The organism is Arthrobacter monumenti, assembly GCF_054511255.1.
In genome coordinates this window covers 1-26083 of record NZ_JBTNCY010000014.1, presented here as the reverse complement: position 1 = coordinate 26083, position 26083 = coordinate 1, and the positions used below count along the sequence as shown (strand labels likewise).

Annotated in this window: 25 protein-coding genes; 5 read left to right on the top strand and 20 right to left on the bottom strand. The window is 62.8% G+C overall.

From position 1 onward, the window contains the following. Nucleotides 1-22: 22 nt before the first annotated feature. Entirely contained in the window at nucleotides 23-247 is a 225-nt protein-coding gene (locus ACX80B_RS17085; protein ID WP_459298374.1) for a DUF3046 domain-containing protein, read from the bottom strand. A gap of 62 nt (nucleotides 248-309) precedes the next feature. On the opposite strand from ACX80B_RS17085, the gene ACX80B_RS17080 reads away from it, so the two are divergent. Then, nucleotides 310-783: a MarR family winged helix-turn-helix transcriptional regulator gene (locus ACX80B_RS17080; RefSeq protein ID WP_459298372.1), complete on the top strand. Its 474-nt coding sequence runs from the start codon at nucleotides 310-312 to the stop codon at nucleotides 781-783. 54 nt (nucleotides 784-837) lie between these two features. Here ACX80B_RS17080 and ACX80B_RS17075 read toward each other — a convergent pair whose 3' ends face one another. From ACX80B_RS17075 to dapA, 6 genes are all read right to left on the bottom strand, one after another. Continuing rightward, nucleotides 838-1278, bottom strand: coding sequence for a helix-turn-helix domain-containing protein (locus ACX80B_RS17075; protein WP_459298370.1), 441 nt, complete (start codon nucleotides 1276-1278; stop codon nucleotides 838-840). Between the two features lie 153 nt (nucleotides 1279-1431). After that, complete coding sequence (locus ACX80B_RS17070; protein ID WP_459298368.1) at nucleotides 1432-1941, bottom strand: CinA family protein; 510 nt, start codon at nucleotides 1939-1941, stop codon at nucleotides 1432-1434. Continuing rightward, nucleotides 1938-2543: a CDP-diacylglycerol--glycerol-3-phosphate 3-phosphatidyltransferase gene (gene pgsA, locus ACX80B_RS17065; RefSeq protein WP_459298366.1), complete on the bottom strand. Its 606-nt coding sequence runs from the start codon at nucleotides 2541-2543 to the stop codon at nucleotides 1938-1940. The genes ACX80B_RS17070 and pgsA overlap by 4 nt, the downstream gene beginning before the upstream one ends. 75 nt (nucleotides 2544-2618) lie before the next feature. Continuing rightward, nucleotides 2619-5489: an FtsK/SpoIIIE family DNA translocase gene (locus ACX80B_RS17060; RefSeq protein WP_459298364.1), complete on the bottom strand. Its 2871-nt coding sequence runs from the start codon at nucleotides 5487-5489 to the stop codon at nucleotides 2619-2621. A gap of 94 nt (nucleotides 5490-5583) precedes the next feature. Further along, nucleotides 5584-7275, bottom strand: a complete 1692-nt coding sequence (locus ACX80B_RS17055; protein ID WP_459298362.1) for a ribonuclease J — start codon at nucleotides 7273-7275, stop codon at nucleotides 5584-5586. Beyond that, nucleotides 7272-8189, bottom strand: a complete 918-nt coding sequence (gene dapA / locus ACX80B_RS17050) for a 4-hydroxy-tetrahydrodipicolinate synthase (protein ID WP_459298360.1) — start codon at nucleotides 8187-8189, stop codon at nucleotides 7272-7274. Before dapA ends, ACX80B_RS17055 begins: the two co-directional genes overlap by 4 nt. An 88-nt stretch (nucleotides 8190-8277) precedes the next feature. Between dapA and ACX80B_RS17045 the strand changes: the two genes are divergently transcribed. Continuing rightward, complete coding sequence (locus tag ACX80B_RS17045; protein ID WP_459298358.1) at nucleotides 8278-9459, top strand: heparan-alpha-glucosaminide N-acetyltransferase domain-containing protein; 1182 nt, start codon at nucleotides 8278-8280, stop codon at nucleotides 9457-9459. 12 nt (nucleotides 9460-9471) lie between these two features. On the opposite strand, the gene ACX80B_RS17040 is transcribed toward ACX80B_RS17045, so the two are convergent. The 9 genes from ACX80B_RS17040 to modA form a co-directional block, all read right to left on the bottom strand. Further along, complete coding sequence (locus ACX80B_RS17040) at nucleotides 9472-9924, bottom strand: hypothetical protein (RefSeq protein WP_459298356.1); 453 nt, start codon at nucleotides 9922-9924, stop codon at nucleotides 9472-9474. Between the two features lie 8 nt (nucleotides 9925-9932). After that, entirely contained in the window at nucleotides 9933-10691 is a 759-nt protein-coding gene (gene dapB, locus ACX80B_RS17035) for a 4-hydroxy-tetrahydrodipicolinate reductase (protein ID WP_459298354.1), read from the bottom strand. Nucleotides 10692-10743: 52 nt separating this feature from the next. Continuing rightward, complete coding sequence (locus ACX80B_RS17030; RefSeq protein ID WP_459298352.1) at nucleotides 10744-11181, bottom strand: molybdenum cofactor biosynthesis protein MoaE; 438 nt, start codon at nucleotides 11179-11181, stop codon at nucleotides 10744-10746. Next, nucleotides 11168-11644 (bottom strand): MogA/MoaB family molybdenum cofactor biosynthesis protein, encoded by a 477-nt coding sequence (locus ACX80B_RS17025; RefSeq protein WP_459298350.1) that lies wholly within the window; start codon nucleotides 11642-11644, stop codon nucleotides 11168-11170. The genes ACX80B_RS17030 and ACX80B_RS17025 overlap by 14 nt, the downstream gene beginning before the upstream one ends. Then, nucleotides 11641-12183, bottom strand: a complete 543-nt coding sequence (gene moaC, locus ACX80B_RS17020; protein ID WP_459298348.1) for a cyclic pyranopterin monophosphate synthase MoaC — start codon at nucleotides 12181-12183, stop codon at nucleotides 11641-11643. Before moaC ends, ACX80B_RS17025 begins: the two co-directional genes overlap by 4 nt. Further along, entirely contained in the window at nucleotides 12180-13460 is a 1281-nt protein-coding gene (locus ACX80B_RS17015) for a molybdopterin molybdotransferase MoeA (protein ID WP_459298346.1), read from the bottom strand. Before ACX80B_RS17015 ends, moaC begins: the two co-directional genes overlap by 4 nt. A gap of 71 nt (nucleotides 13461-13531) precedes the next feature. Beyond that, nucleotides 13532-15061, bottom strand: a complete 1530-nt coding sequence (locus tag ACX80B_RS17010; RefSeq protein ID WP_459298344.1) for a molybdopterin-dependent oxidoreductase — start codon at nucleotides 15059-15061, stop codon at nucleotides 13532-13534. A gap of 151 nt (nucleotides 15062-15212) precedes the next feature. Next, nucleotides 15213-16016 carry an ABC transporter permease gene (locus tag ACX80B_RS17005; RefSeq protein WP_459298342.1) on the bottom strand — a complete coding sequence of 268 codons (804 nt, stop codon included), beginning with the start codon at nucleotides 16014-16016 and terminating at the stop codon, nucleotides 15213-15215. Continuing rightward, nucleotides 16009-16761 carry a molybdate ABC transporter substrate-binding protein gene (gene modA / locus ACX80B_RS17000; RefSeq protein ID WP_459298340.1) on the bottom strand — a complete coding sequence of 251 codons (753 nt, stop codon included), beginning with the start codon at nucleotides 16759-16761 and terminating at the stop codon, nucleotides 16009-16011. Before modA ends, ACX80B_RS17005 begins: the two co-directional genes overlap by 8 nt. 61 nt (nucleotides 16762-16822) lie before the next feature. Here modA and moaA point away from each other — a divergent pair, with 61 nt between their 5' ends. Then, entirely contained in the window at nucleotides 16823-17938 is a 1116-nt protein-coding gene (gene moaA / locus ACX80B_RS16995; RefSeq protein WP_459298338.1) for a GTP 3',8-cyclase MoaA, read from the top strand. Nucleotides 17939-17950: 12 nt separating this feature from the next. Next, nucleotides 17951-18214, top strand: coding sequence for a MoaD/ThiS family protein (locus ACX80B_RS16990; protein WP_459298336.1), 264 nt, complete (start codon nucleotides 17951-17953; stop codon nucleotides 18212-18214). A 77-nt stretch (nucleotides 18215-18291) separates the two neighbouring features. On the opposite strand, the gene ACX80B_RS16985 is transcribed toward ACX80B_RS16990, so the two are convergent. The 4 genes from ACX80B_RS16985 to rpsO form a co-directional block, all read right to left on the bottom strand. Continuing rightward, the gene (locus ACX80B_RS16985) at nucleotides 18292-18807 is read right to left on the bottom strand and encodes an SRPBCC domain-containing protein (protein ID WP_459298334.1); all 516 of its coding nucleotides are present in this window, start codon (nucleotides 18805-18807) and stop codon (nucleotides 18292-18294) included. Nucleotides 18808-18848: 41 nt separating this feature from the next. Continuing rightward, entirely contained in the window at nucleotides 18849-20312 is a 1464-nt protein-coding gene (locus ACX80B_RS16980; RefSeq protein ID WP_459298332.1) for a M16 family metallopeptidase, read from the bottom strand. A 1-nt stretch (nucleotide 20313) separates the two neighbouring features. Continuing rightward, nucleotides 20314-22590 (bottom strand): polyribonucleotide nucleotidyltransferase, encoded by a 2277-nt coding sequence (locus ACX80B_RS16975; protein ID WP_459298453.1) that lies wholly within the window; start codon nucleotides 22588-22590, stop codon nucleotides 20314-20316. Between the two features lie 277 nt (nucleotides 22591-22867). Continuing rightward, nucleotides 22868-23137: a 30S ribosomal protein S15 gene (gene rpsO / locus ACX80B_RS16970; RefSeq protein ID WP_026536228.1), complete on the bottom strand. Its 270-nt coding sequence runs from the start codon at nucleotides 23135-23137 to the stop codon at nucleotides 22868-22870. Nucleotides 23138-23354: 217 nt separating this feature from the next. On the opposite strand from rpsO, the gene ACX80B_RS16965 reads away from it, so the two are divergent. After that, complete coding sequence (locus tag ACX80B_RS16965) at nucleotides 23355-25826, top strand: chitobiase/beta-hexosaminidase C-terminal domain-containing protein (RefSeq protein WP_459298330.1); 2472 nt, start codon at nucleotides 23355-23357, stop codon at nucleotides 25824-25826. Nucleotides 25827-26083: the final 257 nt, after the last annotated feature.

The window sequence follows — 26083 nt, the reverse complement described above, 5'->3', positions numbered from 1 at the left end:
AAGAGGAACACTGGCGTGTCGCTTAGCTGCTGCGTGGCTTAATATCGCGCCCCCACCGACGTTCGGCGGGAACGTCCTGAACATCGCAGATGGCGAACCACACCCTCCTGGGGTCCTCACCGTCCCTCAGCGCGGCGGCAGCAGTGCGTCCCGAAAGGCCGGCCAGCACAAGGTCATCAGCGAGGACTTTGGAATAACCGGACCCAAACTCGTCGTCCATCAGCCGCCAGAACTCACTCATTCGCACTTGTTGAGTCTCTCATGATCCTGCCCCGCACGGCCAAGCCGGCAGCACTCTAGAATGGGTTCATGAGTGAGACCGAGGAGTCCTCCACCGGGCCGGACCCGCGCAGCGCCATCGAGCAACTGGAACAGCAACTCAGCATGCTGTGGCGCCGTTCCAGGTCGATCTCGCACCGGGTGGCTCGTGATGTTCATCCAGACATGGAGCCAGCTGCCTATGGTCTGCTCATCATCCTGCAGAGTGAAGGGGCGATGCGGCTGACGGAACTGGCGGCCAATATTGGCGTCGGAAAACCGTCGGTCAGCCGCCAGGTGACGTTATTGGAAAGCCTGGGCCTCGTCAGGAAGCAAGCCGATCCGTTCGACGGACGGGCGCAGACGATCACCTTGACGGAAAAGGGACTGAACCAGCTCTTGGCGACACAACTTGCCCGGAAGCAGGCCTTCCGCAACAGATTGTCGGATTGGTCTGAACATGATGTCGAGCATTTGGCTGTGCTGCTGGCCAGGCTCAATGAAGAGTACACCAAAGAAAAGTGAAGCCCGCCGGACGAACCAGCGGGCTTCAGCGTCTTAGTTGTTTCAGTTATGGGATCAGTACGAGCTGGGGGCGAGGCCCCGGTCCAGTTCGTCGGTGAGGTCCCCGGACAGGTCACGGGCAAACTCCCGTGAGAATTCCTGTGGAACGGTATCTGGAACGGCTACGCCTTCCGCCTCGGCCAGACGCTCACTCACTTCGCGCAACATCAGCGACAGCGGAACATCAAGTGCCGAGCAGATGGATGAAAGGAGCTCCGATGAGGCTTCCTTCTGTCCACGCTCGACTTCGCTCAGATACCCAAGAGACACGCGTGCATTATGCGAGACTTCGCGGAGGGTGCGGCCCTGGCGTTGACGGACCTGACGCAGTACCTCACCAATCTCATGGCGTAGAACGACCATTTTGCGCTCCTTCTGTTCTGGTTGGGCATTTTCTGCCAGACCCACATCACGCCAACGGACCACACCGTTTACGGATACGGGTTGCTTTACCATCTGGATCGCCTTGCTCCCTTACTCTACGGACGCTGCCTGCCGGATCTGCTTACGGCTGGGGCCGTTGTACTACATCTTATGCCGCCAGTGCACCGACTGCCGACACTATTAGTAACTGTTGCCAAAAGGAAATTGTTCCCACGCATCGATAATCTACCTGGATGAGCCCGCCGCGTCGATGGCTTGATGAAGCTGCAGCAGGGCATGCCGGCAGGCTTGGGACTGAATTTCAGCACGGCTGCCCGAGAATTCATACTTGCTCGACCATGCCCCATATTCATCTGCCAGGGCGATATATACCGTGCCTACAGCCTGGCCATCGTGCGGTTCAGGGCCGGCGACGCCGGTGGTGGCAACTGCCAGGGAAGCTTCAGCGAGACGCCGCACGCCCTGGGCCATTTGACGTGCGACGTCGGCATCAACGGATCCGTTGGTGGCCAGCAGGGCGCCGCTGACGCCAAGCACATTCTCCTTGACAGTGTTCCGGTAGGCCACGACTGCGCCGTTAAGCATGCCCGACGCGCCGGGAACAGAAGCAAGCTCGGCGCAGACCATGCCGGCAGTCAACGATTCCGCGGTTGCCACCGTAATGCCGGAGGCCAGGGCATCGGCGACGAGTTGGTTCACATCTGGAGCAGCCTCGGTCCGGTGGGAAGTCGTCACCGCTGCACCTGGTCTGTTCCGCGGGCACCAGAATGCAACCGCACCGCTTGGACCACGTAGTCAACGCCGGTGACGACAGTGACGGCCGCCGCAATCAGCATGGCCGCCAGCGCGACCCATTCCATCCAGCCGCCCAGCAGGTCCGCCAGCGGCATCAGGTACAACAGCACAGCGGCGGTCTGCAGCACCGTCTTCAGTTTCCCTCCACGGGAGGCCGGAATAACGCCGTACCTGATCACCACGAACCGAAGCACGGTAATGAACAGTTCCCTGCCGAGGATGACAATCGTGATCCACCAAGGCATCCCGTCTATAACGCTCAAAAGGATCAGGGCTGAACCGATCAGCAGCTTATCGGCGATCGGATCGGCGATCTTACCGAAATTAGTGATCAGGCCCCTGCTGCGGGCAATATCTCCGTCGAGCTTGTCGGTATATATTGCGACGGCAAATGCCAACACAGCCAGCCACCGCGCAACGCCGTTCTCTCCCTCATCGAGGAGCAGCAACCAGATAAACAGCGGCACCAGCAGCACGCGGATCACTGTCAGAACATTGGCGATGTTCAGGGTTGGAACTTTTTCAGGCTGCAGAGAAGTCACTTACTAAGGCTACAACCGCCTGGCCGGTAAACGTATTGTGTCTGGAGCCCGTGCGCAACCGGATTTCCCCGCCCGTCAGCGGCCGGTCAGGCCCCAGGCGTCTTCGGACGAATCCCCGTCGTCGCCATCTGCGCCGTCGTAATACTGCTCGGCCGTGTGCTGCAGAGACGCCTCGACCTGATCTAGCTGGCCGGTCGCGGGATCCGCTGCCTGAATGGCGTGTGGCTGGGTGGCATCGTCCCCTGCTGGAGAAGCCTGCGCCGGCGGGTCGTCGCCGCGGATGGTCGCCATGGTGGCTGCCAGATCGTCGGGGCTGACCAGCACGTCGCGTGCCTTGGATCCTTCGGAAGGACCAACCACTCCCCTGGATTCAAGCAGATCCATCAGCCGGCCCGCCTTGGCGAAGCCAACCCGGAGCTTACGCTGCAGCATCGACGTCGAACCAAACTGAGTTGTGACGACCAGCTCGGTTGCCTGCAGCAGGACATCCATATCGTCGCCGATATCGTCGTCGATCTGCTTCTTCGGCGCCACTTGGGTGACATCATCACGGTAGACGGCCTGCAACTGGCCCTTCACATGGGCGACGACGTCGTGGATTTCAGTTTCGGTAACCCAAGCGCCCTGCACACGCATTGGTTTGGAGGCTCCCATCGGGAGGAACAGCGCGTCACCCTGGCCGATCAGCTTCTCGGCGCCGGCCTGGTCCAACACGACCCGCGAGTCAGTGACAGACGACGTCGCAAAGGCCATGCGTGAGGGCACGTTGGCCTTGATCAGTCCGGTCACCACATCCACCGACGGCCGCTGGGTTGCGAGCACCAGGTGGATACCGGCGGCGCGTGCCAGCTGCGTAATGCGGACGATGGAATCTTCCACGTCCCGGGGCGCGACCATCATGAGGTCGGCAAGCTCGTCCACCATCACCAGCAGGTAGGGGTACGGCTTCATGACGCGCTTGCTGTCAGGCGGCGGAGTCACCTTCCCGTTACGCACGGCCTTGTTGAAGTCATCGATGTGCTTGAAACCGTAGGTCGACAGGTCGTCGTACCGGGTGTCCATCTCGCGAACCACCCACTGCAGCGCCTCCGCTGCCTTCTTGGGGTTGGTGATGATCGGCGTGATCAGGTGCGGGACGCCCTCGTAGGCAGTCAACTCAACGCGCTTCGGGTCCACCATGACCATGCGCACCTCGTCCGGCGTCGCACGCATCAGGATTGAGGTGATCATTGAGTTCACGAATGAGGATTTACCCGCTCCGGTGGCGCCGGCGACCAAGAGGTGGGGCATCTTCGCCAGGTTGGCGACGACGAAGCCGCCTTCGACGTCCTTGCCCACACCCATCACCATCGGATGTTCGGTGCGGCGGGCGACCTGGGAACGCAGCACGTCGCCGAGCGAGACGGTTTCGCGGTCCGAGTTTGGAATCTCGATACCGATGGCGGACTTTCCCGGAATCGGCGAAAGGATGCGGACATCGGCGCTGGCCACAGCGTACGAGATATTCTTCGACAGTGCCGTGACCCGTTCAACCTTGATGCCCGGCCCGAGCTCGATCTCGTAGCGGGTTACCGTGGGACCGCGCGAGAATCCGCTGACAGTGGCATCGACCCCGAATTCCTTGAACACCTTGGTCAGGGACTCGACGACGGATTCGTTGGCGGCCGAACGTTCCTTGGGCGGAGTACCCGGCGCCAACGCGTCCGTGGCGGGAAGGGTGTAGGTGACATCGCCGGCGAGCTGCAGCTGTTCAGTTCGTTGCGGGATGGGACCGGCGGGCATTTGCGGCTGCACCGGCGACGACGGCACGGGCGCGGGAGGCTCTTCCCTGGCGGGGCTTCCGGCAGACGGCTTTCCATTGACCATGCTGATTGCCTCGGTGGCCTGTTCGGTCGATTCCCCGAGTCCCTGCTGGCGCTTGATTTTCCTGGTGGCAAGTTCGGATGCCGTCGGCCGTTTCACACCCGGGGGCAGAGCGGGACCCGCAGCTTCCGGTTTCTGCTCGTCGTCCAGCACGGCGCGTTCGAACGCCTCATCACCGTAGTAGCCGTCCAACTCTCCGGCGTCGTGATCCTGGTTTTTCTTCCGGCGCAGTCCGCGTTTCCTGGCCGCCTTCGGCTGCTTCTTGGTCTTCTTGTCGCCGTAGAGGTAGCTTTGGTCGTGCCCGTCGTCATCTCCTTCGGCCGGATAGGCGGGCAGGTCCTGACCCATCAGGTGCTCATAGAGCGCCCGCAGCCGCGCTGGAATGGCCCGGTAAGGTGTGGCGGTGACGATCAGCATGCCGGTGAAGCCGAGCACGCTGAGCAGCACGAGTACGCCCCACTTCGTGATTGCCGCGGCCAGTGGAGCGGCGAGCAGGAAGCCCACCATGCCGCCTGCGTCCCAAAGTGGTTCGAGGCCAATGATCAGGCGTGGTTCTCCACCGACGATGTGGGAGATTCCGCAGCCGCTGAAAAGCATGACCAGCAATCCGATGCCAACCCGGTTGTTCCCCCTCGGATCTTCCGGGCGGCGGATCAGCCGGACGGCACAGATCAGTAGCACGAACGGCAGTGTCAGAGCCATCCAGCCCAAAGTTCCGGCGGCGACGGCGTGAACCCCGCGGGCGAACCAACCGGTCAGCGCCCACCATTCCACGGCAGCGACCAGCGCGCCGAGCACCAGCAGGAAAAACCCGGCACCGTCACGCCGGACGGCCGGGTCGACACTGCTGACGTCATGGCCCATCCGCCGGATACCGCCGGCGGTCAAACGGGCCATTCCCATCCAGCTCCCGGTGATCATGCGCACCGGCCAGGCGGGCCGGGTTTCAACAGGTTCAGGCTGTGATTTTGACGATCCGGAACTGCTCTTGGAACGTGCCGAAGAAGAGCGCGCAGCACTGCTTGAGCTTTTACTGCGCGACTGCGTGCCTGTCTGACGGGCGGGGGAAGTACGAGTCGCCATAGTATCTACGGTACTCCGGATCCGGCCCGGGCCCGTGGATTTGGGGCGTCCATGCCCGGTGTCGCCCGCCACATCCGCGGGCAGGCGGAGGGGTTTAAGCCTCCAGCACCACGGGAATGATCATTGGACGACGGCGATACCGCTTGTTCACCCAAGTACCCACCACGCGCCGCACCGACTGCTGCAGCTGGTAGGTGGTGTGGTCCTTGCTGTTGGTCACACCCTCCTCAAGAGCCGCATTGATTTTTGGAATGATCTCGTCGAAGACGGCGTCATCCTCGGCGAAGCCGCGGGCATGGATCTCCGGTCCGGTGACAATCTTGCCGGTCGAGCGGTTGACCACCGCGATGATGGAGATGAATCCTTCATCGCCGAGGATCCGCCGGTCTTTCAGATCCGCGTCGGTGATTTCTCCAACGCTCGAGCCATCGACATATACGTAACCGCATTCGACCGAACCCACGATCCGCGCCTTTCCATCCACCAGGTCGACGACAGATCCGTCATCGGTCAGCAGGATGTTCTTCTGCGGGATCCCGGTCTGCTCCGCAAGCCGGCCATTGGCGATCAGGTGCCGTGTCTCGCCATGGACCGGCATGACATTGCGTGGACGGAGGATGTTGTAGCAGTAAAGCAGCTCCCCCGCCGCGGCATGGCCGGAGACGTGCACTTTGGCGCTGCCCTTGTGCACGACGTCCGCGCCGAGCTTGAGCAAACCGTTGATGACCCGGAAAACCGCGTTCTCGTTGCCCGGAATCAGCGATGAGGCGAGGATGACTGTGTCGCCGTCGCCAACTTCGACCCGGTGATCGCCATTGGCCATTCTCGACAGTGCTGCCATCGGTTCGCCCTGGGAACCGGTACACATCAGCACGATCTGGTTATCGGGGATGTTGTCCACGTTCTTGATGTCGACCAGGATGCCGTCCGGCACGGTGAGGTATCCCAGCTGGGCGGCAATGTTCATGTTGCGGACCATTGAGCGCCCGACCAACGCCACCCTGCGGCCCTCCTTCTCGGCCGCGTTCAGCACCTGCTGGACCCGGTGCACATGGGACGAAAATGACGCGACAATGATGCGCTTCCGGACCGAGCCGAAGATTCCCTCCAGCGTCGGGCCAATCTCGCGTTCCGCCGTCGTGAATCCAGGAACATCCGCATTGGTGGAGTCAACCATGAGCAGGTCCACGCCCTCTTCGCCGAGCCGGGAGAAGGCGCGCAGGTCCGTGATCCGGCCGTCGAGGGGCAATTGGTCCATCTTGAAGTCACCGGTATGCAGGACGTTGCCGGCCTCGGTCCGGAGGAAGACCGCGAGCGCATCCGGAATGGAATGGTTGACGGCAACGAATTCGCATTCGAACGGTCCGAGCCGCTCGATCTGGCCTTCTGAAACCGTGAGCGTGTAGGGCTTGATGCGGTGTTCGGTCAGCTTGGCCTCGATCAGCGCCAGGGTCAGCTGGGAACCGATCAGTGGGATGTCCGGGCGGCGCTTGAGCAGGTACGGCACCGCGCCAATGTGGTCCTCGTGTCCGTGAGTCAATATGACGGCGACAATGTCGTCGAGCCGGTCCTCGATGTAGGAGAAGTCGGGCAGGATCAGGTCCACGCCGGGCTGGTGCTCCTCAGGAAACAGGACGCCGCAATCGACGATGAGCAGTTTGCCGTTCAGTTCGAAGACAGCCATGTTGCGGCCGATCTCCCCCAGTCCGCCCAGCGGAACAATCCGCATGGTTCCTTCCTTCAGGCGCGGAGGGGTCATCAGGCGCGGCATAGCTGTTTGGCTCATCGGGATAGTTCCATTCCGGCGTCAGCGAGGTCTGCCCGCATCAGCCCGTGTTCGGCGGAGGTGGGTGCAGTCAGGGGAAGGCGCACCGTGGGATCCGGCAATACGCCCTGCCAGGAAAGAATTTCTTTAGCCGCGACGGCGCCCGGAACCCGGGTCATAGCGGCGCGGATGGCGGGCTCGAGCTCAAAGTGAATGCGCCGGGCCGTCGGCAGGTCTCCCGCCCGGACGGCATCCACCAGCTGGCGGAACTGCGCCGTCGCCAGGTGTGTCGTCACGCCCACAACGCCGGCGGCACCGAGCGACATCCATGGCAAGGTGAGGCCGTCGTCGCCGGAATAAAACACCAGATCGGAGTTCGCCATTACGTAGGAGGCGGCGGCGAAGTCCGCCTTGGCGTCCTTAACGGCGACGATCTGCGGATGTTCCGCGAGCCTCAGCATGGTATCGGGCATGATCGGAACCGACGACCGGCCGGGAATGTCATACAGCATGATCGGCAGGTCGGTCTTATTAGCCACCGCTTCGAAGTGTGCCTGCACGCCTGACTGGGTCGGCTTGAGGTAATACGGGGTCACAAGGAGGAGTCCGTCGACGCCGGTCCCGGCGGCCATCTCCGACAGGAGCACCGAGTGCGCCGTGTCATTGCTGCCGGTCCCTGCTATAACACTGGCACGGTCGCCAACAGACTCGACCACGGCGCGGAACAACGACACCTTTTCCTCATCGTCAAGAGTCGAGCTCTCGCCCGTGGTGCCGGCGACCACCAGGCCGTCGCACCCGTCGGAGACAAGTTTGTCCGCGAGACGGGCGGTTTCATCAAGGTCAATCGTGCCGTCCGCGCGCATGGGTGTGACCATGGCCGTCAGCAGGGAACCGAACAGGGACCCACCGGGGGCAATGTCAGAGTCAGCCATAGGTAAAACGTTACCTGTCATGCTGCCTTTTCCGGGTATTGGCTTAATGTAAGGCTTATCGCATCCGTCCACATGAGAGCATCAAGCTATGCCAAGCGCCAGCGCCAATGCGCTCACCCACCGCCTGACTGGTATTGACGCCGCACGTGGACTGGCGCTGCTCGGAATGATGGCAACCCACATCATTCCGCTTTACGACGGCGGTGTTCCCACCTTTGTGGCAACGACTTTCTCCGGCAGGTCCGCTGCGCTCTTCGCGGTCCTGGCCGGTGTCTCGCTGGCTCTTTACACCGGCCGGGACCACCCGCACCGCGGGGAATCACTGACCGCCGACCGGCGCGGGCTGGCCGTTCGTGCGCTGGTGATCGCCGTCTTCGGCTTTGCTATCGGCGTGACGGAAACGTCGATCGCGATCATCCTGGTCCACTATGCGTTCCTGTTCCTGGTGGCACTGCCTTTCGCCGGCCTGCGGTTGCGGCCGCTGATCGCATGGGCCACAGCATGGTTGTTGGTTTCCCCCGTCGTGGCCCACCTCGTCCGGCCGCTGCTGCGGGACGCGCTGGCCGAGCCCGAACTGGGGCATAACCCCGTCTGGACGGATCTGCTCAATCCGGCAACCTTCGCCGCCGACATCTTCTTCACCGGCTACTATCCGGTGGCACAGTGGCTCGGTTACCTTCTGGTCGGCATGGCGATCGGCAGACTGGATCTGAACAAGGTCCGGACCCACGTCTCCCTGATTGTTGCTGGGATTGGGGTCGCCGCCTTCGCTAAAGGGCTGGGCGGCTTCTTCATGTACGACCTTGGCGGCCTGCTGGCGCTGATGTCTACAGAGCAGGGCAGGCAGGTGCCGCTGGAAGCCATGATGCAGGTCAGCCTGTCTCCGGTCGAGCAGTCCGGATCATGGTGGTGGCTGGCCAGCGCTGCGCCGCATTCCGGGACCACATTGGATTTGCTGCACACCAGTGCGACCGCCGCCGTCGCAATCGGTTTATGCCTGCTGGCAACCCATTGGTACCGGAACCTTCTGCTGCCGCTGTCCGGGGCGGGGGCGATGACACTGACCCTGTACACGGCCCACATCATCGCGCTCTCAATTGGTCCGGCGGACGACTCTCCGCTGGGGCAAGTGGCCCTGTTCTGGATTTACACTGCAGTTGCCTTCCTGCTCGGAACGGTGTTCTCGCTGCTCAAGTGGCGCGGGCCGCTGGAGTCCATGACCTCGATGATGACGACGACGGCGCGGGGCAGCCTGTCCGACCGGGTTTAGGCTTCGACGGGGTTAGGCTTCGACCCGGCTGCTGCGGTACATCGAAATGGCATCGCGCATGGATTTGCGGGCCCGGCGCCGGTCGCCGGCGGCATCGTAGGCGCAGGAGAGACGGAACCAGGAACGCCAATCGTCCGGAGTTGCCTGCGCTTCAGCCTTGTACTTTTCAAACTCGGCGTCCGCTGCGTCGCGGACAATGCGGCCCGCCGGCGTCCGGGGCAGAGTGTCCTCCGGCAACCCTCCTTCAGCAGCGAGGATTTTGGCGAGCTTTTCCATCCGGGCACCGAAACTGATTTCCCGCACCAGCGCCCACAAACCCACCACTGGCAACAGGAAAATAGCCGCGCCGAGGATTTTCGCGGCGGCTTCGGGGGCCATCAGCAGGATCCACCCACGGTGGGCGGTGACCACGAGGTAGAAAACGAGCAGCAGGACAACCAGGAATACCCAGATTTTTGTCTTCATCGGCGCCGTTACGCTTCCAGGTCCAGATAGCCATCGAGTCCCACCGTCAAACCGGGATGGTCCGCCACGGACCGGATACCCAGCAGAACACCGGGCATGAACGATTCCCGGTCGAAGGAGTCGTGCCGGATGCTCAACTGCTCACCCGGCGAACCCAGCAGGACTTCCTGGTGGGCGACCAGACCGCGCAGCCGCACGCTGTGCACGTGGATATCCTCAACGGTCGCCCCGCGTGCCCCGTCGAGGGCGGTCTCGGTGGCATCGGGGCCCGGACCTATCCCGGCTTCCCGCCGGGCAGCCGCTATCTGCTGCGCCGTCCGGACAGCCGTTCCAGAGGGAGCATCCACCTTGTCCGGATGGTGCAGTTCCAGCACCTCAACAGATTCGAAGTATTTCGCCGCTTTGGCCGCGAACGATGTCGCCAACACAGAACCGAGCGCGAAGTTCGGGGCGATGAGTACGCCGGTTCCGGGATGCTGTTCCAGCAGTTCGGACAATGCCGACAACCGCTCCTCATCCCATCCGGTGGTGCCAACGACGGCGTGTATACCGTGCTGGACGGCGAATCCGACGTTTTCTTCGCTGCTGGAGGGAACAGTCAAATCAACGACGACGTCGGTCCCCGATTCCGTCAGCGTCTCCAGTGAATCTCCCCGGCCAAGGGCGGCCGTCAACTCCAAGTCTTCGGCCGCCTCGACGGCACGGACGGCTGCCGAGCCCATCCGGCCCCGGGCACCCAGAACGGCCACTCGCACTCGTCTACTCATACATCCAGCGTACCGGTGGCTTTCGGCCGTTACTGACAGTCACCAACGGCCGTTAGCCGATACCGACCCACTCAACATCGCCATCGGTAAAGAACTGCTCCTTCCAGATGGGCACCTCCGCCTTAACCCGCTCAACCAGCATGGAACACGCCTCAAAGGCTGCTCTGCGGTGGGCTGCCGCCGCCGCGCAGACGAGAGCAGTATCACCAATCTGCAAGTCTCCGATCCGGTGTCCAACCCACAACCGCACACCGGGATGAGCCGCCGCGGCCTCGTCGGCGAGCCGCTGGATGACAGCGCCGGCGGTTGGATGTGAACTGTAGCTCAGCCGTTCCACTTCCCTGCCGCCGTCGTGGTCCCGGATCACGCCGCTGAAGCTGACGACGGCTCCGCACTCCTCCGAGCTGACCGCCGCCATCGCCGTCTCCAGGCTGAGCGGCTCCGCGCTGACCAGAGCGGCCAGAACCGGGCCCTCGTTAACCGTGTGCATTCTGTCCCTCCAACTGCTCACAAATATGGTCCAGCATAGGTTCCAGGACATTCAGCCCATCCTGCACCCCGCCGGGCGATCCCGGAAGGTTGATCACGAAGGTCGGCCCCGCGGTCCCGGCCCAGCCCCGGCTCAGGCTCGCCAGCGGTGTGTTGGCCCGGCCGGCGGAGCGGATGGCTTCCATCACGCCCGGGAGCTGCCGGTCAAGGAAACCTTCGGTGATCTCCGGGGTCCGGTCGTCCGGGCTCAGTCCGGTGCCGCCGCTGGTGATCACCACAGAGGGCCGCTGTTTAAGCATCTCCGCCAGCACCGCCCGCACCGGTTCGCCATCCGGAATCACCTCGGTCCGGTCCACGCTGTAGCCACAGTCCTCGAGCCAATTCCTGATCAGTGGGCCGCACTTGTCCTCATACACCCCAGCGGCGGCCCTTGTGGAGGCGATGATGATGCCGGCGGATCTCATACGGTCCAGTCTCCGCTCTTGCCGCCGCTCTTGGCGAGGACCTTGATCCCCGAGATTTCGGCGTGCTTGTCCACCGCCTTGATCATGTCGTACAGCGTCAGGGCTGCGACCGAGACGGCGGTCAACGCCTCCATCTCGACGCCGGTCACCGCCGTCGTACTGACCTGCGCCTCAATGCGGACTCCGCTTTCCTGTGGGGCAAAATCGACGGTGACCTTGCTCAGCGGCAATGGATGGCACAGCGGGATCAACGACGACGTCTGTTTGGCTCCCATGATGCCCGCCACCCTGGCAACGGCGAGCGCGTCGCCCTTGGGCAGCTCTCCTGTGCTGATCATTTCCACCACACCGGCATTGGTATGCAGCCATGCCTCAGCGGTGGCCCGGCGCGCCGTCTCGCGCTTGGCGGAGACGTCCACCATGTGCGCGGTCCCGTCCGGGCGGACATGGGTCAGCCCTGATGTTTCCGCCCTCGCGTCTGAAGGTTTTGTTGGTTCTGCCGGGTCTGTTGGCTCTGCCGGGTCTGTTGGTTCTGTCATGAATTGCCCTCTTCAGTCATTTGTTGCTGCGGATGATCCAGCAGCCAGATCCGTACCTTCTCCCCCGCCTCGACGTTGGCCGTGCCGTCAGGAATATGGACCAGCGCGTTAGCCTCGGCGAGCGCGTGCACCAGATGCGAACCTGCTCCGCCTACGAGCCGGACCGAACCGTCGTCGGAATATACCCCACGCCGCACCTGGTACTTCCCCGACGGCGAGGCCACCGTTCCGGCCAGCCGGGCTGTAAGTTCCGGCCGCGGCCGTGGGCAGCCGGTCAGGGCGGCCAGAGCGGGACGGAGGAACATTTCGAAGGAAACGAGCCCGCTGACCGGGTTGCCGGGAAAACCAATGAACGGTACCGAATCGACCAGGCCGATGGCCTGCGGGCCGCCCGGCTGCATCGCCACAGAGGTGAATTCCACCGGCTGGTGCGCCAGAGCCTGCCGGACGACCTCATAGGCGCCCTTGCTGATGCCTCCGGCGGTCAGGATCAGGTCAACATGGCCTTCGCGCAGGTCGCGGCGCAGCTGATCCAGGAAAGGTCCCACCTCGTCCGTCACCAACCGGCAGTTCCGCACCAGTACACCGGCTACCTCCAGCGAGGTGCGCAGCAGCGTGGTGTTCGCGTCGTAGATCCGGCCGGGCGGGAGCTGTTCTCCGGGCTGGACCACCTCGTCGCCGGTCGCGAGCAGCAGGACGGTGGGACGCTTCCGGACCTTTACCTCCGCCATTCCGAAGGCGGCCAGCAGCCCCAGCTGCGGAGCCTGCAGGACGGTTCCGCCGCGCATGGCGGTCGCGCCTGCGGCGATGTCGCTGCCGGTCCGGCGGACGAATTGGTCCGGCGGCGTGCCGGTGGGAAGCGCAACCACCTGACTTCCGCCGTCGTTATCCGGGAAAAATGTGTCCGGCGACGCCTGTTCAATCGGTACGACGGCGTCCGCACCTTGCGGGAGCATGGCACCGGTCATGATCGGCGCGGCATAGCCGGGTTCGAGGGGAGCCGGCTCAACTCCTGCCGGGATCGCAGCGCCAACCGAAAGCGTAACGGTTTCAATTGACCCGCCGCCGTGTCCCGCGTCCGCCAAGTCGGATGAACGGACGGCATAACCGTCCATTTGCGAATTATCGAACGAGGGCAGCGATATCGGTGCCGGCAGCTCCTCCGCCAGGACGCGATGAACCGCTCCTGCGAGCGGCACCGTTTCAGCACCCAGGGTGGCCAGCGGACGCAACAGCTCCAGCACTCTGCGTTGGTGTTCCGCAACCGTTGCCGGCATCAACGCAGCTCCTCCACTGGTCGGATTGTTCCGCTCCAGACTACTTGTTCCTGTCCGGGAGCGGGCAAAAGTCAGCCTATCGAAACGCTGATGCTGTGGTGTCCGGTTGCGCCGCTGGGGACGGGTGGGGCGAAGTCGGCAGTCTGGACGTCACCGTTCCGGTCAATGGCGCGGACCGTCAGCTCATATTCGCCGGGTTCAAGCACGACGTCGGCCACCCACTGCCGCCAGGTGTCTTCCGAGATCGCTTCGGCGAGTTCCGCCGGTTGCCACGGACCGTCGTCGACCTGCACTTCAACCGCGCGCACGCCCACATGCTGCGCCCACGCAACTCCGCCGAGGCGAAGCCTGCCAGATGGCCGGTTTGCTCCATCGCGGGGCGTATCGATCCGGGAGGACAACTTGATCGGCCCCCGAGCTGCCCAGCCCCGGGTTGTCCAATAGGCCACCTCGTCGGCGAAGCGGGTCACTTTCAGCTCTGTCACCCACTTGGTGGCGGAAACATAGCCATACAGCCCGGGCACCACCATGCGCACCGGGAAACCGTGCTCAAACGGAAGCGGCGCGCCGTTCATCCCCACGGCCAGTACGGCATCCCGCTCGTCGGTGAGGACCTCCAGCGGTGTACCGGCGGTCCAGCCGTCCGTACTGGTCGACAAGACCATGTCCGCATCACCGGCAGGGCCTGCCTCGGCCAGCAGCTCGCGGATTGGCCACCCCAGCCATCTCGCATTGCCGATTAGGTCCCCGCCAACCGGGTTGGAAACGCAGGCGAGGGTGACATAGCGTTCAATCAGCGGTTTGGACATCAGCTCCGCGAAGTCGATCTCCACCTCTTTGTCGACCAGCCCGGTAACCTTCAGCTTCCACGTGTCCGGATCCACCCTGGGAACGGTGAACGCGGTGTCGATCCGGTAGAACTCGTCTGTCGGCGTGACCAGCTCCGGCATGCCATCCAGCGGAATCGAGGCTTCGTCCGGAATGGGTTGGGCCGGTGACGACGGCGGCGGCAACATGACCGAAGCGCGCAGCTTCGCGACATTGACCTGCACGCTGCGGAGCGTGGTGCTGATATAGCCGCCGATGACGGCGACGGCGGCTCCGGCCCCGGTGGCCACCAGGAAGCGCCGGCGGGCCATAGCCGCTTCTGCAGGATCTTCCGCGGCCTTCAGTGCCCGAAGACGGTTGATCAAGGCTGGAAGGATGATGACCCCGAGCGCAGCCCCTGCCAGCGGTGCAATAACCGACGACGGTCCTGCCTGCGGCCGCGAATAAACGGCCACCAGACCAACCAGGCTGAACAACACAATGATGGCAACGCCCGAGTACCGGCGCTTGTATTCTGCAATCCCGGCGATGGCCGCCAGCACAGCAATCACCAGCACCATGGTCACCAGCAGCGCAGCCTTGTCGGCAGTACCGAAAGTGTCGATGGCCCATTCCTTCAGCGGCTGGGGCATCAGGTCGATGGTGGCCGATCCCACTGCCGAGATGGGTGACACCGCCGGGCTGATGAAGGCGGCCAGCAGTTCGCCGGCCACGGCGACAAAAGCCACCGCGACAATGCCGGCAAGGGCTGCCAGCCAGCTCGTTCTGTTCATTTGCCGCTCCTCGGTATCGCCGCCTGTAGGTGACGGCGCCTCTTTCGGCCCTGTTCCTCCAGCATAGGTTTATTCGGACCGGCCGGGGCAGGCGGATGGGTCAAACGTATGCGAATCGTAAGCTGCGGGTCTGACTACGCTCCGCACGTCTTCAGTGCCGGGGCAGGAGGCGGTCGACGCCGTACTTGGCGAGCGTCAGGATGATGAGGTACAGCCCGATCAGCATCAGTGAAATGCCGAGAGCCATCTGCGGCTGGGCGGAGTTCAGGCTCAGTTCGATCTGCAGCGGCAGAGTCCGGGTCTGCCCCTCGATGCTCCCCGCGAAGGTAATGGTCGCACCGTATTCACCCAGCGACCGGGCAAAGGCCAGCAGCACACCGACCGTCACTCCCGGCATGGCCAACGGCAGCGTCACGTGGCGCAGGATCGTCGTCGGTCCCGCCCCCAGCGTCGCAGCCGCCATCTCCAGTTCCGGATCAACCTGCCGCAGACTGCTCAGCGCCGCCACCACGAAGAATGGCAGCGACACAAAAACCTGCACGACGACGACGGCCGCCGGGGAGAAGCCCACGCCAAGACCGAAATTCTCCAACAGGCGTCCAAAGAAACCTTGCCGGCCCCAGAAGTAGAGCAGGGCTATTCCGGACACGACCGGTGAGAGCACCAGCGGGATCAGCAACAACCCGCGCAACGCCTCGATCCAAGGGCCCTCGAGCTTGCTCAGAATGATCGCCAGTGGAAGCCCCAACGCCGCGCACAGCACGGTCGAAGCGACCGCCGTACCCAGCGACAGCCCCAACGACGTCAGGGTTTCAGGGCTGAGCAGGATCCCGCCGAGGCTGCCCCATGGCGCTTCCAGGATCAAGGCGAACAGCGGGCCTGCGCAGAGGAAGATTCCGACGGCGGCTGGAAACCAGAGCCAGCGCGGCAGCGTCGCCGACGATCGTTTATTCACCGAAGCCGGCCTCCCGCAGGATCCTGCCCGATTGAGCCCCGGTCAGCCACTGCTGGAAATCCACCGCGTCCGGATCGTCCGCCCCATAGGTGGTCAATGCCGCCGGGTACTCGTTGGGCTCCACGTTCTGCAGCGGGATGCTGGTTACTCCCTGTCCGCGGGCGGCGAGTGCATCAGTGGTGTACACCAATCCCGCATCGACCTGTCCGGCGGCCACCTTCGTCAGCACCGACCGTACACTGTCTTCGGAGGCAGGTTGTTCCAGCTGCAGCCCTGCGGCATCCAGCACCCGTTCCGCCGCGCGCCCGCAGGGAACTCCCGGAGCGCATCGTGCCACCGTGATTCCATCCCTGCCCAGATCGGACAGACCGTTGATATTGGCAGGGTTTCCGGGAGCAACGGCAATGGTGATGTCGTTGGTGGCAATGACATCCGTCTTTCCTGCCAGCAGACCGGTGCCAACCAGGGCATCCATGGCGGCACGGTCGGCGGTAACCAGCACTCCCGGCCGGGCCCCCGACTTCAACTGCTGGACCAGCTGCGTGCTCGAACCGTAGTTGACCGCGAACTGCGTTCCGGGATGGGCCTCGGCATAGGTTTTCGTCAGTTTTTCCATAACGTCCGTCAATGACGACGCCGCAAATACCGTCACCGTGCCGGGCGCCGGCGTGCCGCAACCGGTCAAGGCAAGGCAAAGCAGGACGAGATACAGTCCGGCCCTGCGGAAACAGCGGTTTTTGCGCATCCTCCGAGCATAAACGCCAGACGCATTCCAAGCCCGCCGCTACTTGGCGTAGTCTCTGTTCATGAGCGTTTCACTGGGAATGCCGCAGGTAAAAAAGGCTGGCACCCCCGACGACGGGCAACAGCAGACGTTGCCCTCGCGCCCCGGCGATGCAGGACCGTCCCTGATCGACCGGTTCGGCAGGGTGGCCACCGATATGCGGCTGTCATTAATCGATAAGTGCAATCTGCGCTGTACGTATTGCATGCCGGCCGATGGCCTTGCCTGGTTGCCGAAGGAGCTGCTCATGTCGGCCGGCGAGATCACCCGGCTGGTGCGCATCGCCGTCGAACATCTGGGCGTCCGTGAACTGCGCCTGACCGGTGGTGAACCGCTGGTCAGGGCGGATCTGGTCGACATCATCAGAGGCATCCGCGCGAACCACGCGGATCTGCCGATATCGCTCACCACGAATGCGCTCGGCCTCGACAAGAAGGCCTCCGCATTGAAGGAAGCCGGCCTGACACGGATTAACGTGTCCCTCGATTCGCTCTGCCCCGAAACTTTCGCCCAGTTGACCCGCCGGGACAATCTGAAGCGGGTACTCGCCGGCGTCGATGGAGCTGCTGCCGCCGGGCTGGGCCCAATCAAGATCAATGCCGTGCTGATGCGTGGAATCAACGACGCCGAAGCGCCGGACCTGGTCAGTTGGGCCACCCGGAATGGTCACGAACTGCGCTTCATCGAGCAGATGCCGCTCGATGCCGACCATGGCTGGACCAGGAAGAATATGGTCACGGCCGCGGAAGTTAAAGAACGGCTCTCCGGCCGGTTCGATCTGCGTCCTGATCCCCGGGACCGGGACGGCGCTCCTGCCGAACGGTGGGAAGTCCGCGACCCGTACGATGGCGCCCTGCTCGGCGTCATCGGCATCATCGCCTCCGTTACGGAACCATTCTGCGCGGACTGTAAGCGGACCCGCATTACGGCCGAAGGTAAGGTCCGCAGCTGCCTGTTTTCCCACGAGGAAACGGATCTGATGGAGCTGCTGCGCTCCGATGCCTCCGACGTGGACGTCGCGGACCGTTGGCGGGCGGCGATGTGGGCTAAACCAGCCGCTCACGGCATGGACCATGTCGGCCTGGACGCACCGGACTTCGTTCAGCCCGAGCGCTCGATGAGCGCCATCGGCGGTTAGGGCCGGCGGACCATGATCGTGAGATATTTCGGTGCTGCCCGGGCGGCGACAGGCATCGACGAGGAGAAGCTTGAGATCCGTCAGGGCACAACGCTCAATGACGTTCTGGTGAAACTCGTGCAGCGGCATCCCTCCGTGGAGGAGGGACGGCCTTCACTCAGCTCGGTGATTATCCGCAGCAGTTTTTTGCGTAATGAAGTGGCACTGAAGGACCACACCGCGCCGCTGGCCGAGGACGACGTCGTCGACGTACTGCCGCCTTTTGCAGGCGGTTAGCACCTTTTGCGCGGGCCGCTTGAGGCCTTTGCGCGTCGGCTGGAGCCTTTGCGAAACGACTTGAGGCAAGTCTTCTGCTAGAGCCCAGCGGCCTCATGAAGATAGAGCGGCAGGAGTTCCTGCCAGCGCGCGTCCCAGCGTTCCCCGACGCCGGAATTGCCCTCAAGATATGCCGCGAGGGCTTCAAGGTACGCTTGCCAGCCTGCACCGTAGGCCGCGGCGGTATCCTCCTGCATCCGGTGGTGCTCGAGTGTCAGGACCGTTCCCTGCTGCCCGGCGGAAAGAGTTGCGGCCACTGTCGAATCTGAGTGGTCCTGCATTTCCCAGCTGAGCACCAACCGCGAACCTGCTGCGCATTCCTCTATGGTGCCGCTAATCTGCTGCTCCGGGTTGTCGGCGTCGAACACCACGTGGCAGCGGCCGCCCTCGGTGAGTTCTCCCTTGACAGTTGCAAACCATCCGGCGAGCTTCCCGGGTTCGGTGATGGTCTGCCACAGCACATTCCGCTCCACGGGAAAGGCATGTTCAAGCCGTACATCCACGGTGTCGCCGTGCCTGCTGAGTTGGCCGGAAATTCCGGAAACGTCGCTCATTTTCGGTGCTCCTTCCGCTCCGCTACGCGGAACCGTCGGGATTAGCTGCGGAATTCGCTGTCGTCCGGAAAGGGTCCGACGACGGTGGTGGTCCGCGGTGCCGCGGCCAGCTCTGCGGCCAGTTCCCGGATCTCCCCGGGGGTTACGTCGTTGATGCGCTTGAGGGTTTCATCGATGTCGACGAATTCGCCGGTGATAAGTTCAGCCCGTCCCAGCCGCGACATCCTTGAGCCGGAATCCTCCAGCGCCAGCACTATCCCTCCGGACAGTTGCCCGACCGCCTTTTTCAGCTCGGTATCGGTAATGAGGTCGGTGGCAAGTTTGTCCAGCTCGTCGCCGAGCAGGTCAATAACCTGTTTTGCCTTGGCGGGCATGCAGCCGGCGTACATGGCAAAGTAGCCTGCATCGGCATAGCCGACGGAAAACGAGTAGGTGGAATAGGCCAGTCCGCGCTTTTCCCTGATCTCCTGGAAAAGCCGCGAGGACATTCCTCCACCCAGCACGGTATTGAGCGCACTCATGACGAACTTCCGTTCATCCGTGGCCACCAGCGACGGGCAGCCAACAATGATGTTCGCCTGTTCGACGGCGCGCTCTATTACCTGCACTCCCCCCGTCCCAGGCCGTGCGGCCTGCTCGGCGGTGCGGCGGGCGACCGGGGCTGCGCCGTCGGGCAATTCCCATCCGGCCCGATGAAGGGCTTCCATTACCTGGGCGCAAACTTCATCGTGGTTGAGGCCGCCGGCCGCCGTGACGACCAGTTCATCCGGGCGGTAGTAGCGCTTGTAATGCCGCAGCACCGACTCCCGGGAAATGGCCTTGATGGCCTCGGGGGTGCCGCCGATGGGACGGCCGAGCGGATGGTCGCCAAAGACTGATTCGACGAAGGATTCATGCGCCACGTCGGCCGGATCATCCCGGTCCATGGCGATCTCCTCGAGAATGACGTCCCGTTCCTGCTCCAGTTCGGCTGGATCAAGCACGGCCGACGTCACCATGTCAGCGATCGTCTCGATGGCCATGGGCAGGTCGGTGTCGAGCACCCTGGCGTAATAGCAGGTGCTTTCCTTCGCAGTCGCGGCGTTGGACTCACCACCGACCTCGTCAAATGCCGAGGCGATGTCCATGGCGCTGCGGTGGGTGGTTCCCTTGAACAACAGGTGTTCCAAAAAGTGAGTGGACCCGTGTTCGCCCTCCAGCTCGTCGCGGGAACCCACGCCGAGCCAGAATCCAATGGTGGCCGACCGCTGCCCTGGCATGGACTCGGTCAGCACCCGCACGCCGCCCGGGAGGACGGACCGGCGGACGATGTCGCCACCCTCGGTGCCAATGACGACGTCGAGCGGACCCGGCGCCGCCGCGGGGGCGGCGCCGGGCTCGAAGTTTTCCGGTTGCACCGGCGGGTCCTCCCGCAGACCCTGTTCTTTCCGCAAGCGGGCATTGCCTGTTGCGGAATGGTGGTCATGGCCTGGGGAGGATGCCAGCGGCAACGGAACTACGGGCATATTACTCTGCAGCGCCCTCTGCGGGGTCCTCAGAGTGAACCCGCTCCTGCTCCTCGGAGGAAGCCGGCGAGTCAGAGGACTCATCAGCGACCACCGGGGACAGGGACAGCTTTCCGCGGTCGTCAACCTTGGTGATTTCCACCTGGATTTTTTGTCCCACGGAGACGACGTCGTCGACATTGTCCACGCGCTTGCCGCCGGCCAGCTTCCTCAGTTCGGAGATGTGCAGGAGCCCATCCTTGCCCGGTGTCAGGGAAACGAACGCACCGAACGTGGTCGTCTTGACGACCGTGCCCAGATACCGCTCGCCGACCTCGGGGACGGTCGGGTTCGCAATGGCGTTGATCGCCGAGCGTGCTGCTTCAGCGGACGGGCCATCGGTTGCGCCGATGTAGACGGTGCCATCATCTTCGATCGAGATATCGGCGCCCGTGTCGTCCTGGATCTGGTTGATCATCTTGCCCTTCGGGCCAATGACCTCACCGATCTTGTCGACGGGTACCTTCACGCTGATCACGCGGGGGGCGAACTCGGACAGTTCATCCGGGTTGTCGATCGCAGCGTTGATGACTCCGAGGATGTGCAGGCGGGCCTCACGGGCCTGCTTCAGCGCGGCGCCCAGCACGGAAGCCGGAAGACCATCCAGCTTAGTGTCAAGCTGGATCGCGGTCACGAACTCAGACGTACCGGCAACCTTGAAGTCCATGTCGCCGAAGGCATCTTCGGCGCCAAGGATGTCCGTCAGTGCCGCGTAGCGCGTCTGACCGTCGACCTGGTCGGAAACCAGGCCCATGGCGATACCGGCAACGGGAGCACGCAGCGGGACACCGGCGTTGAGCAGCGACAGCGTCGAAGCGCAGACCGAACCCATCGACGTCGAACCGTTGGAGCTGAGCGCCTCGGAAACCTGGCGGATGGCGTAAGGGAATTCCTCACGCGTCGGCAGCACCGGCATCAATGCCCGCTCGGCGAGAGCTCCGTGGCCGATTTCTCGGCGCTTGGGCGAACCAACACGACCGGTTTCACCGGTGGAGTACGGCGGGAAGTTGTAGTTGTGCATGTACCGCTTGTGCTTCTCCGGCGACAGTGAGTCGATCTGCTGTTCCATCTTGAGCATGTTCAGCGTCGTGACACCCATGATCTGGGTTTCGCCGCGTTCGAAGATGGCCGAGCCGTGGACGCGGGGCAGAACCTCAACCTCGGCAGTCAGCTGGCGGATGTCCGTCAGGCCGCGGCCGTCAATACGAACCTGCTCGGTGAGGATCCGCTGCCGGACCACCTTCTTGGTCACCGCGCGGAAGGCGCCCGAAAGCTCCTTCTCACGGCCCTCGAACTGGCCGGACAGGTTCTCCATTACCTCTGCCTTGAGGTCATCGGAGGCGTTGTCCCGCTCCTGCTTGTCGGCGATGGAGAATACCTTGGCCAGCTTGTCCGCAGCTGCGGATTCGACGGCGGCGTAGGTGTCGTCCTCGTAGTCCAGGAACCGCGGGAATTCGGCGACAGGCTTGGCCGCCTGCGCCGCCAGGTTGGCCTGCGCGTCCACCAGGGTCTTGATGAAAGGCTTTGCAGCTTCCAGACCCTCGGCCACAATCTCCTCGGTAGGAGCGGTCGCGCCCTCGTCCTTGATCAGGTTCCAGGAATTGTTCGTGGCCTCGGCCTCGACCATCATGATGGCGACGTCTTCGCTGCCGTCATCGTTCTTCACGACACGGCCAGCGACGACCATGTTGAAGACGGCCTTCTCCAGCTCGGAGTGCTTCGGGAAGGCAACCCACTGGTCCTCGACCAGGGCAACGCGCACGCCGCCGATCGGGCCGGAGAACGGCAGGCCGGAAATCTGCGTTGACATTGATGCAGCGTTGATGGCGACAACGTCGTACAGCTCATCCGGGTTAATGGACAGCACCGTGATGACGACCTGGACCTCGTTGCGGAGTCCGCTCACGAAGGACGGACGCAGCGGGCGGTCGATAAGTCGGCAAGCCAGGATCGCGTCCGTTGAAGGGCGGCCTTCGCGGCGGAAGAACGACCCAGGGATGCGGCCGGCAGCGTACATGCGCTCTTCGACGTCGACAGTCAGCGGGAAGAAGTCGAAGCCTTCGCGGGGCTGCTTGCCTGCCGAGGTGGCGGAAAGAAGTGATGTGTCGTCGTCGACGTACACCATGGCAGCTCCGGCTGCCTGCTTGGCGACACGGCCGGTTTCGAAGCGGATGGTGCGTGTGCCGTACTTGCCGTTATCAATGACGGCTTCTGAGAATTTGATTTCGGGACCCTCCAAGAGAGTCACCTCCATTTCCTTGTTCTGGAGGCAGAAGGCACCGTTTTTTGGTTTCCTTGTCCGATTGCACCCGGTCTTCGATCGAGACCCACGGGCCGCCTCCGCACCAACGTAGGTGCGGAAACTTCCCGGAGGTCACTACCGAGGACCGCGAATGCACGATGCCTGCTGGCTCCTGGTTGGTGTTTATGTAGTTGTATTTGTGCGAAAGGCGGCCCTTCGACAGTTTCCGCCACGGAGGCGTGGAAACCGATCGAAGTGCCGCCCTGCATGCTGACTACCGGCGGATGCCGAGGCGCTCAATGAGCTTACGGTAGCGGTCGATGTCAGACTTCTTCAAGTAGGTCAGAAGGCGCTTGCGTCGCCCGACCAAGGCCATCAGCCCGCGGCGGGTGTGGTGGTCGTGCTTGTGCTCTTTGAGGTGCTCGGTCAGACCTGAGATGCGCTTGGTGAGCATCGCGATCTGAACCTCCGGCGAACCGGTGTCTCCCTCGCTGGTGCCGAAATCCTTCATGATTTCCTGTTTTACAGCGGCGTCTAATGCCACAAATAACTCCTTGAGTTGTGCCGTGCCAAATATGCATAACAAAATCCAGCCGCCACGGACTGCCGCCGGATCACTGCTCAGTTTACGGCCTGCGACGGTGATATGTCGAAATACCAGCTGAGAGCATCCTCACCTCACCCACAAGTGGTTAAGGGTTCCTCCAAGGTCAGGGGCGCATTCTCGTCATGAACACTATTGCCCACCTTAGGCGTGCATCATGTTGAGTCCCAAAGAATCCGGCGGCACCCATTCCAGCCGTGCCATTAATGAACGGCGCTGGACCGCTTCCACCGTGAAACCTTTCGTCGCCGGCGCCACCGGTTTTGCCCTCGGCGCCGGACTCCTTTCTGCCACCATGACCGGATTGGCGGCCTCGCCTCCAGGGGCCGAGACTGCTTCCAACGATGGGAAGGCAGGCAGGGCCGCCGTCGTCTCCGGCAACGCCGGCCCGGCAGTCCGGGTGGCCGAGTCGCCCGCCGGAGGCACCTTCCACGGCAGCGAGGGTGACGACGTTCTAACCGGCACCGGCGGCAACGACAGCATTCTCGGCGCCGGCGGCAACGACCGGGTCACCGCACTCGGAGGTGATGATGTCCTGACCGGCGACAACGGGGACGACGCCATCGACGCTGGACCGGGCTTCGACATCATCTTCGGCGGCGAGGGCAGTGACTTCACCACCGGTGGAGCCGATGGTAACGAACATATCCTGGGCAGCGGCAATGACTTCACGGTCAGCGGTGACGGCGCAAACACTGTATTCGGCGGTGACGGCGATGATTGGGTCGAAGGTGGCAGCAACGGCGATCTGATCTTGAGTGACGCCGGCAGCCCCTATGACGAACCGGTCAATGGACTGGGGGACGACGTCCTGATCAGCAATGGAGGTCAGGACGATTTCCACTCCGGAGGTGGAGACGACGTCATGCTCGCCGGCGGCGGGGTACAGCGGAACGACGGCGCAGATGGTTTCGACTGGTCAACCCACACCAGGGAAGCCGGAGCCGCGAACGTGGATCTCCGCATGGTGTTTGAAGAGGACACCCCTCCAGATACTGCGGACAGGTACCTCTCAGTGGAGGCCCTCTCCGGCGGGGAAGACGATGATGTGCTCCGCGGCGACGACAGGGTTCCTGCCAACGACGCTGCGGAATCCGGCAATGCTTTGGACGCCGCAGGCATTGCACGTATCGCGGGCCTGGCGGATCTCCTGCCGCAGGGTACCGCCACTTGGGGTGCTGGAAACTTCATCTTCGGCGGCGACGGCAGCGACATTCTGGAAGGGCGCGGCGCCAACGATATTATCGACGGCGATGCCGCCTTGCACGTGCGGCTCAGCGTGCGCACAAACCCTTCAGACCCGGCATCCGAGACCGCGTCAGCTGCATCTCTGGATGAACTGCAGGAAGACATCCTCGCCGGCACCATCGATCCTGCCAGCATTGTGGCAGTACTGGAGATGCGGGTGGACCGTGAATCGTCTGAAGACGACACGGCTGTGTTCTCCGGCGCCCAGGCGGAGTACGACGTCTCAACCACAGATGGCGTGACAACGGTAGTCCACGCCCGTGGAACCGGGGCCGACGGCACAGACATCTTGTCCGGCATCGAAATGCTTCAGTTCAGTGACATCGTTTTGGATTTGGAGACTGGAGAGTCTGAATCACCTGATCCAACCGAAGACCCGACAGAAGAACCCACCACCGACCCAACCGAAGACCCGACAGAAGAACCCACCACCGACCCAACCGAAGACCCGACAGAAGAACCCACCATCGACCCAACCGAAGACCCGACAGAAGAACCCACCACCGACCCAACTGACGAACCAAGCGACGAACCCGGTGACGACACAGCACCCGTTGTAACTGCCTCGAAGACTGCGGGAGCTTACCGCTATGGATCAACAGTCGAACTCACTGCCGATGAGGCTGCGGATATCTACTATTCGATTGATGGGTCCACTCCAACAGCCGATAGCAAGCCTTACACAGCCCCGATAACCATCGAGGGTCCGATCGAGTTGAAGTACATCGGTATTGACGAAGCCGGTAATGCATCAGACGTTCGCTCCCATACCTACACACTCGACTTCCAGGATGTTTCTTCTGAAACTATGTGGAAGACGCAGATTGATTGGGCTGTTGAGCAGGGCATCACTACGGGTTGGAAGGATGGCACATTCCGCCCGTACGCGGACACGAACAGGGATGCGATGGCTGCGTTCCTATATCGGCTGGCCGGCAGCCCCGACTTCGATGCACCGGCGGAGTCGCCGTTCGTGGACTACGACTCCGACAGCCTCTTCTATAAGGAGGTCACCTGGCTGTATTCCCAGGGAATCACAAAGGGTTGGACCGGCGGACCGTTGGACAAGACGGTCGAATACCGCCCATTCACTCCGATCACGCGTGACGCGATGGCTGCTTTCATCTACCGATTCGCCACCGCCAAGGGCGACACCTTCGACGGTCCGGCTCCAGGATACAAGGGGCCGGCAAAGTCGCCATTCGTGGACTACAGCCCGGACAACCTGTTCTATGACGAGGTTTCCTGGCTGGCGGAGCAGGGAATCAGCACCGGCTGGACAAATGGCACCAACGACACCACGGCGGAGTACCGGCCGTTCATACCTATCAATCGGGATGCCATGACGGTGTTTATGTGGAGACTGGCAGGAGAGGGCTAGATTCCTCCCAGTCAAAACCAAATATCCAAACAAGAGTGGTCTCAGGCGAATAATTCAAATGAGACCACTCTTGCCGCGTCTTGGTCCTATACGTCTAACTATCGTTTTCGTCAATGGTTTGAGCTGATCTTGAGGGAATCTTGTGCGGACTCTTGACTTTGGCGTGGATCCGGTGGTGGGTATACCCCATTTGGGGCGGTGCGGTACCCCTACAAGTAGGGCTGTGAATCACATCACAAAGTGGGAAGTATTGGGGG

Coding starts and splice junctions, on each gene's coding strand:
- ACX80B_RS17080 (WP_459298372.1), top strand. CDS start 310: ATGAGTGAGACCGAGGAGTCCTCCACCGGGCCGGACCCGCGCAGCGCC.
- ACX80B_RS17075 (WP_459298370.1), bottom strand. CDS start 1,278: ATGGTAAAGCAACCCGTATCCGTAAACGGTGTGGTCCGTTGGCGTGAT.
- ACX80B_RS17060 (WP_459298364.1), bottom strand. CDS start 5,489: ATGGCGACTCGTACTTCCCCCGCCCGTCAGACAGGCACGCAGTCGCGC.
- ACX80B_RS17055 (WP_459298362.1), bottom strand. CDS start 7,275: ATGAGCCAAACAGCTATGCCGCGCCTGATGACCCCTCCGCGCCTGAAG.
- dapA (WP_459298360.1), bottom strand. CDS start 8,189: ATGGCTGACTCTGACATTGCCCCCGGTGGGTCCCTGTTCGGTTCCCTG.
- ACX80B_RS17045 (WP_459298358.1), top strand. CDS start 8,278: ATGCCAAGCGCCAGCGCCAATGCGCTCACCCACCGCCTGACTGGTATT.
- ACX80B_RS17040 (WP_459298356.1), bottom strand. CDS start 9,924: ATGAAGACAAAAATCTGGGTATTCCTGGTTGTCCTGCTGCTCGTTTTC.
- dapB (WP_459298354.1), bottom strand. CDS start 10,691: ATGAGTAGACGAGTGCGAGTGGCCGTTCTGGGTGCCCGGGGCCGGATG.
- ACX80B_RS17030 (WP_459298352.1), bottom strand. CDS start 11,181: ATGCACACGGTTAACGAGGGCCCGGTTCTGGCCGCTCTGGTCAGCGCG.
- ACX80B_RS17025 (WP_459298350.1), bottom strand. CDS start 11,644: ATGAGATCCGCCGGCATCATCATCGCCTCCACAAGGGCCGCCGCTGGG.
- moaC (WP_459298348.1), bottom strand. CDS start 12,183: ATGACAGAACCAACAGACCCGGCAGAGCCAACAGACCCGGCAGAACCA.
- ACX80B_RS17015 (WP_459298346.1), bottom strand. CDS start 13,460: ATGCCGGCAACGGTTGCGGAACACCAACGCAGAGTGCTGGAGCTGTTG.
- ACX80B_RS17010 (WP_459298344.1), bottom strand. CDS start 15,061: ATGAACAGAACGAGCTGGCTGGCAGCCCTTGCCGGCATTGTCGCGGTG.
- modA (WP_459298340.1), bottom strand. CDS start 16,761: ATGCGCAAAAACCGCTGTTTCCGCAGGGCCGGACTGTATCTCGTCCTG.
- moaA (WP_459298338.1), top strand. CDS start 16,823: ATGAGCGTTTCACTGGGAATGCCGCAGGTAAAAAAGGCTGGCACCCCC.
- ACX80B_RS16990 (WP_459298336.1), top strand. CDS start 17,951: ATGATCGTGAGATATTTCGGTGCTGCCCGGGCGGCGACAGGCATCGAC.
- ACX80B_RS16985 (WP_459298334.1), bottom strand. CDS start 18,807: ATGAGCGACGTTTCCGGAATTTCCGGCCAACTCAGCAGGCACGGCGAC.
- ACX80B_RS16980 (WP_459298332.1), bottom strand. CDS start 20,312: ATGCCCGTAGTTCCGTTGCCGCTGGCATCCTCCCCAGGCCATGACCAC.
- ACX80B_RS16965 (WP_459298330.1), top strand. CDS start 23,355: ATGTTGAGTCCCAAAGAATCCGGCGGCACCCATTCCAGCCGTGCCATT.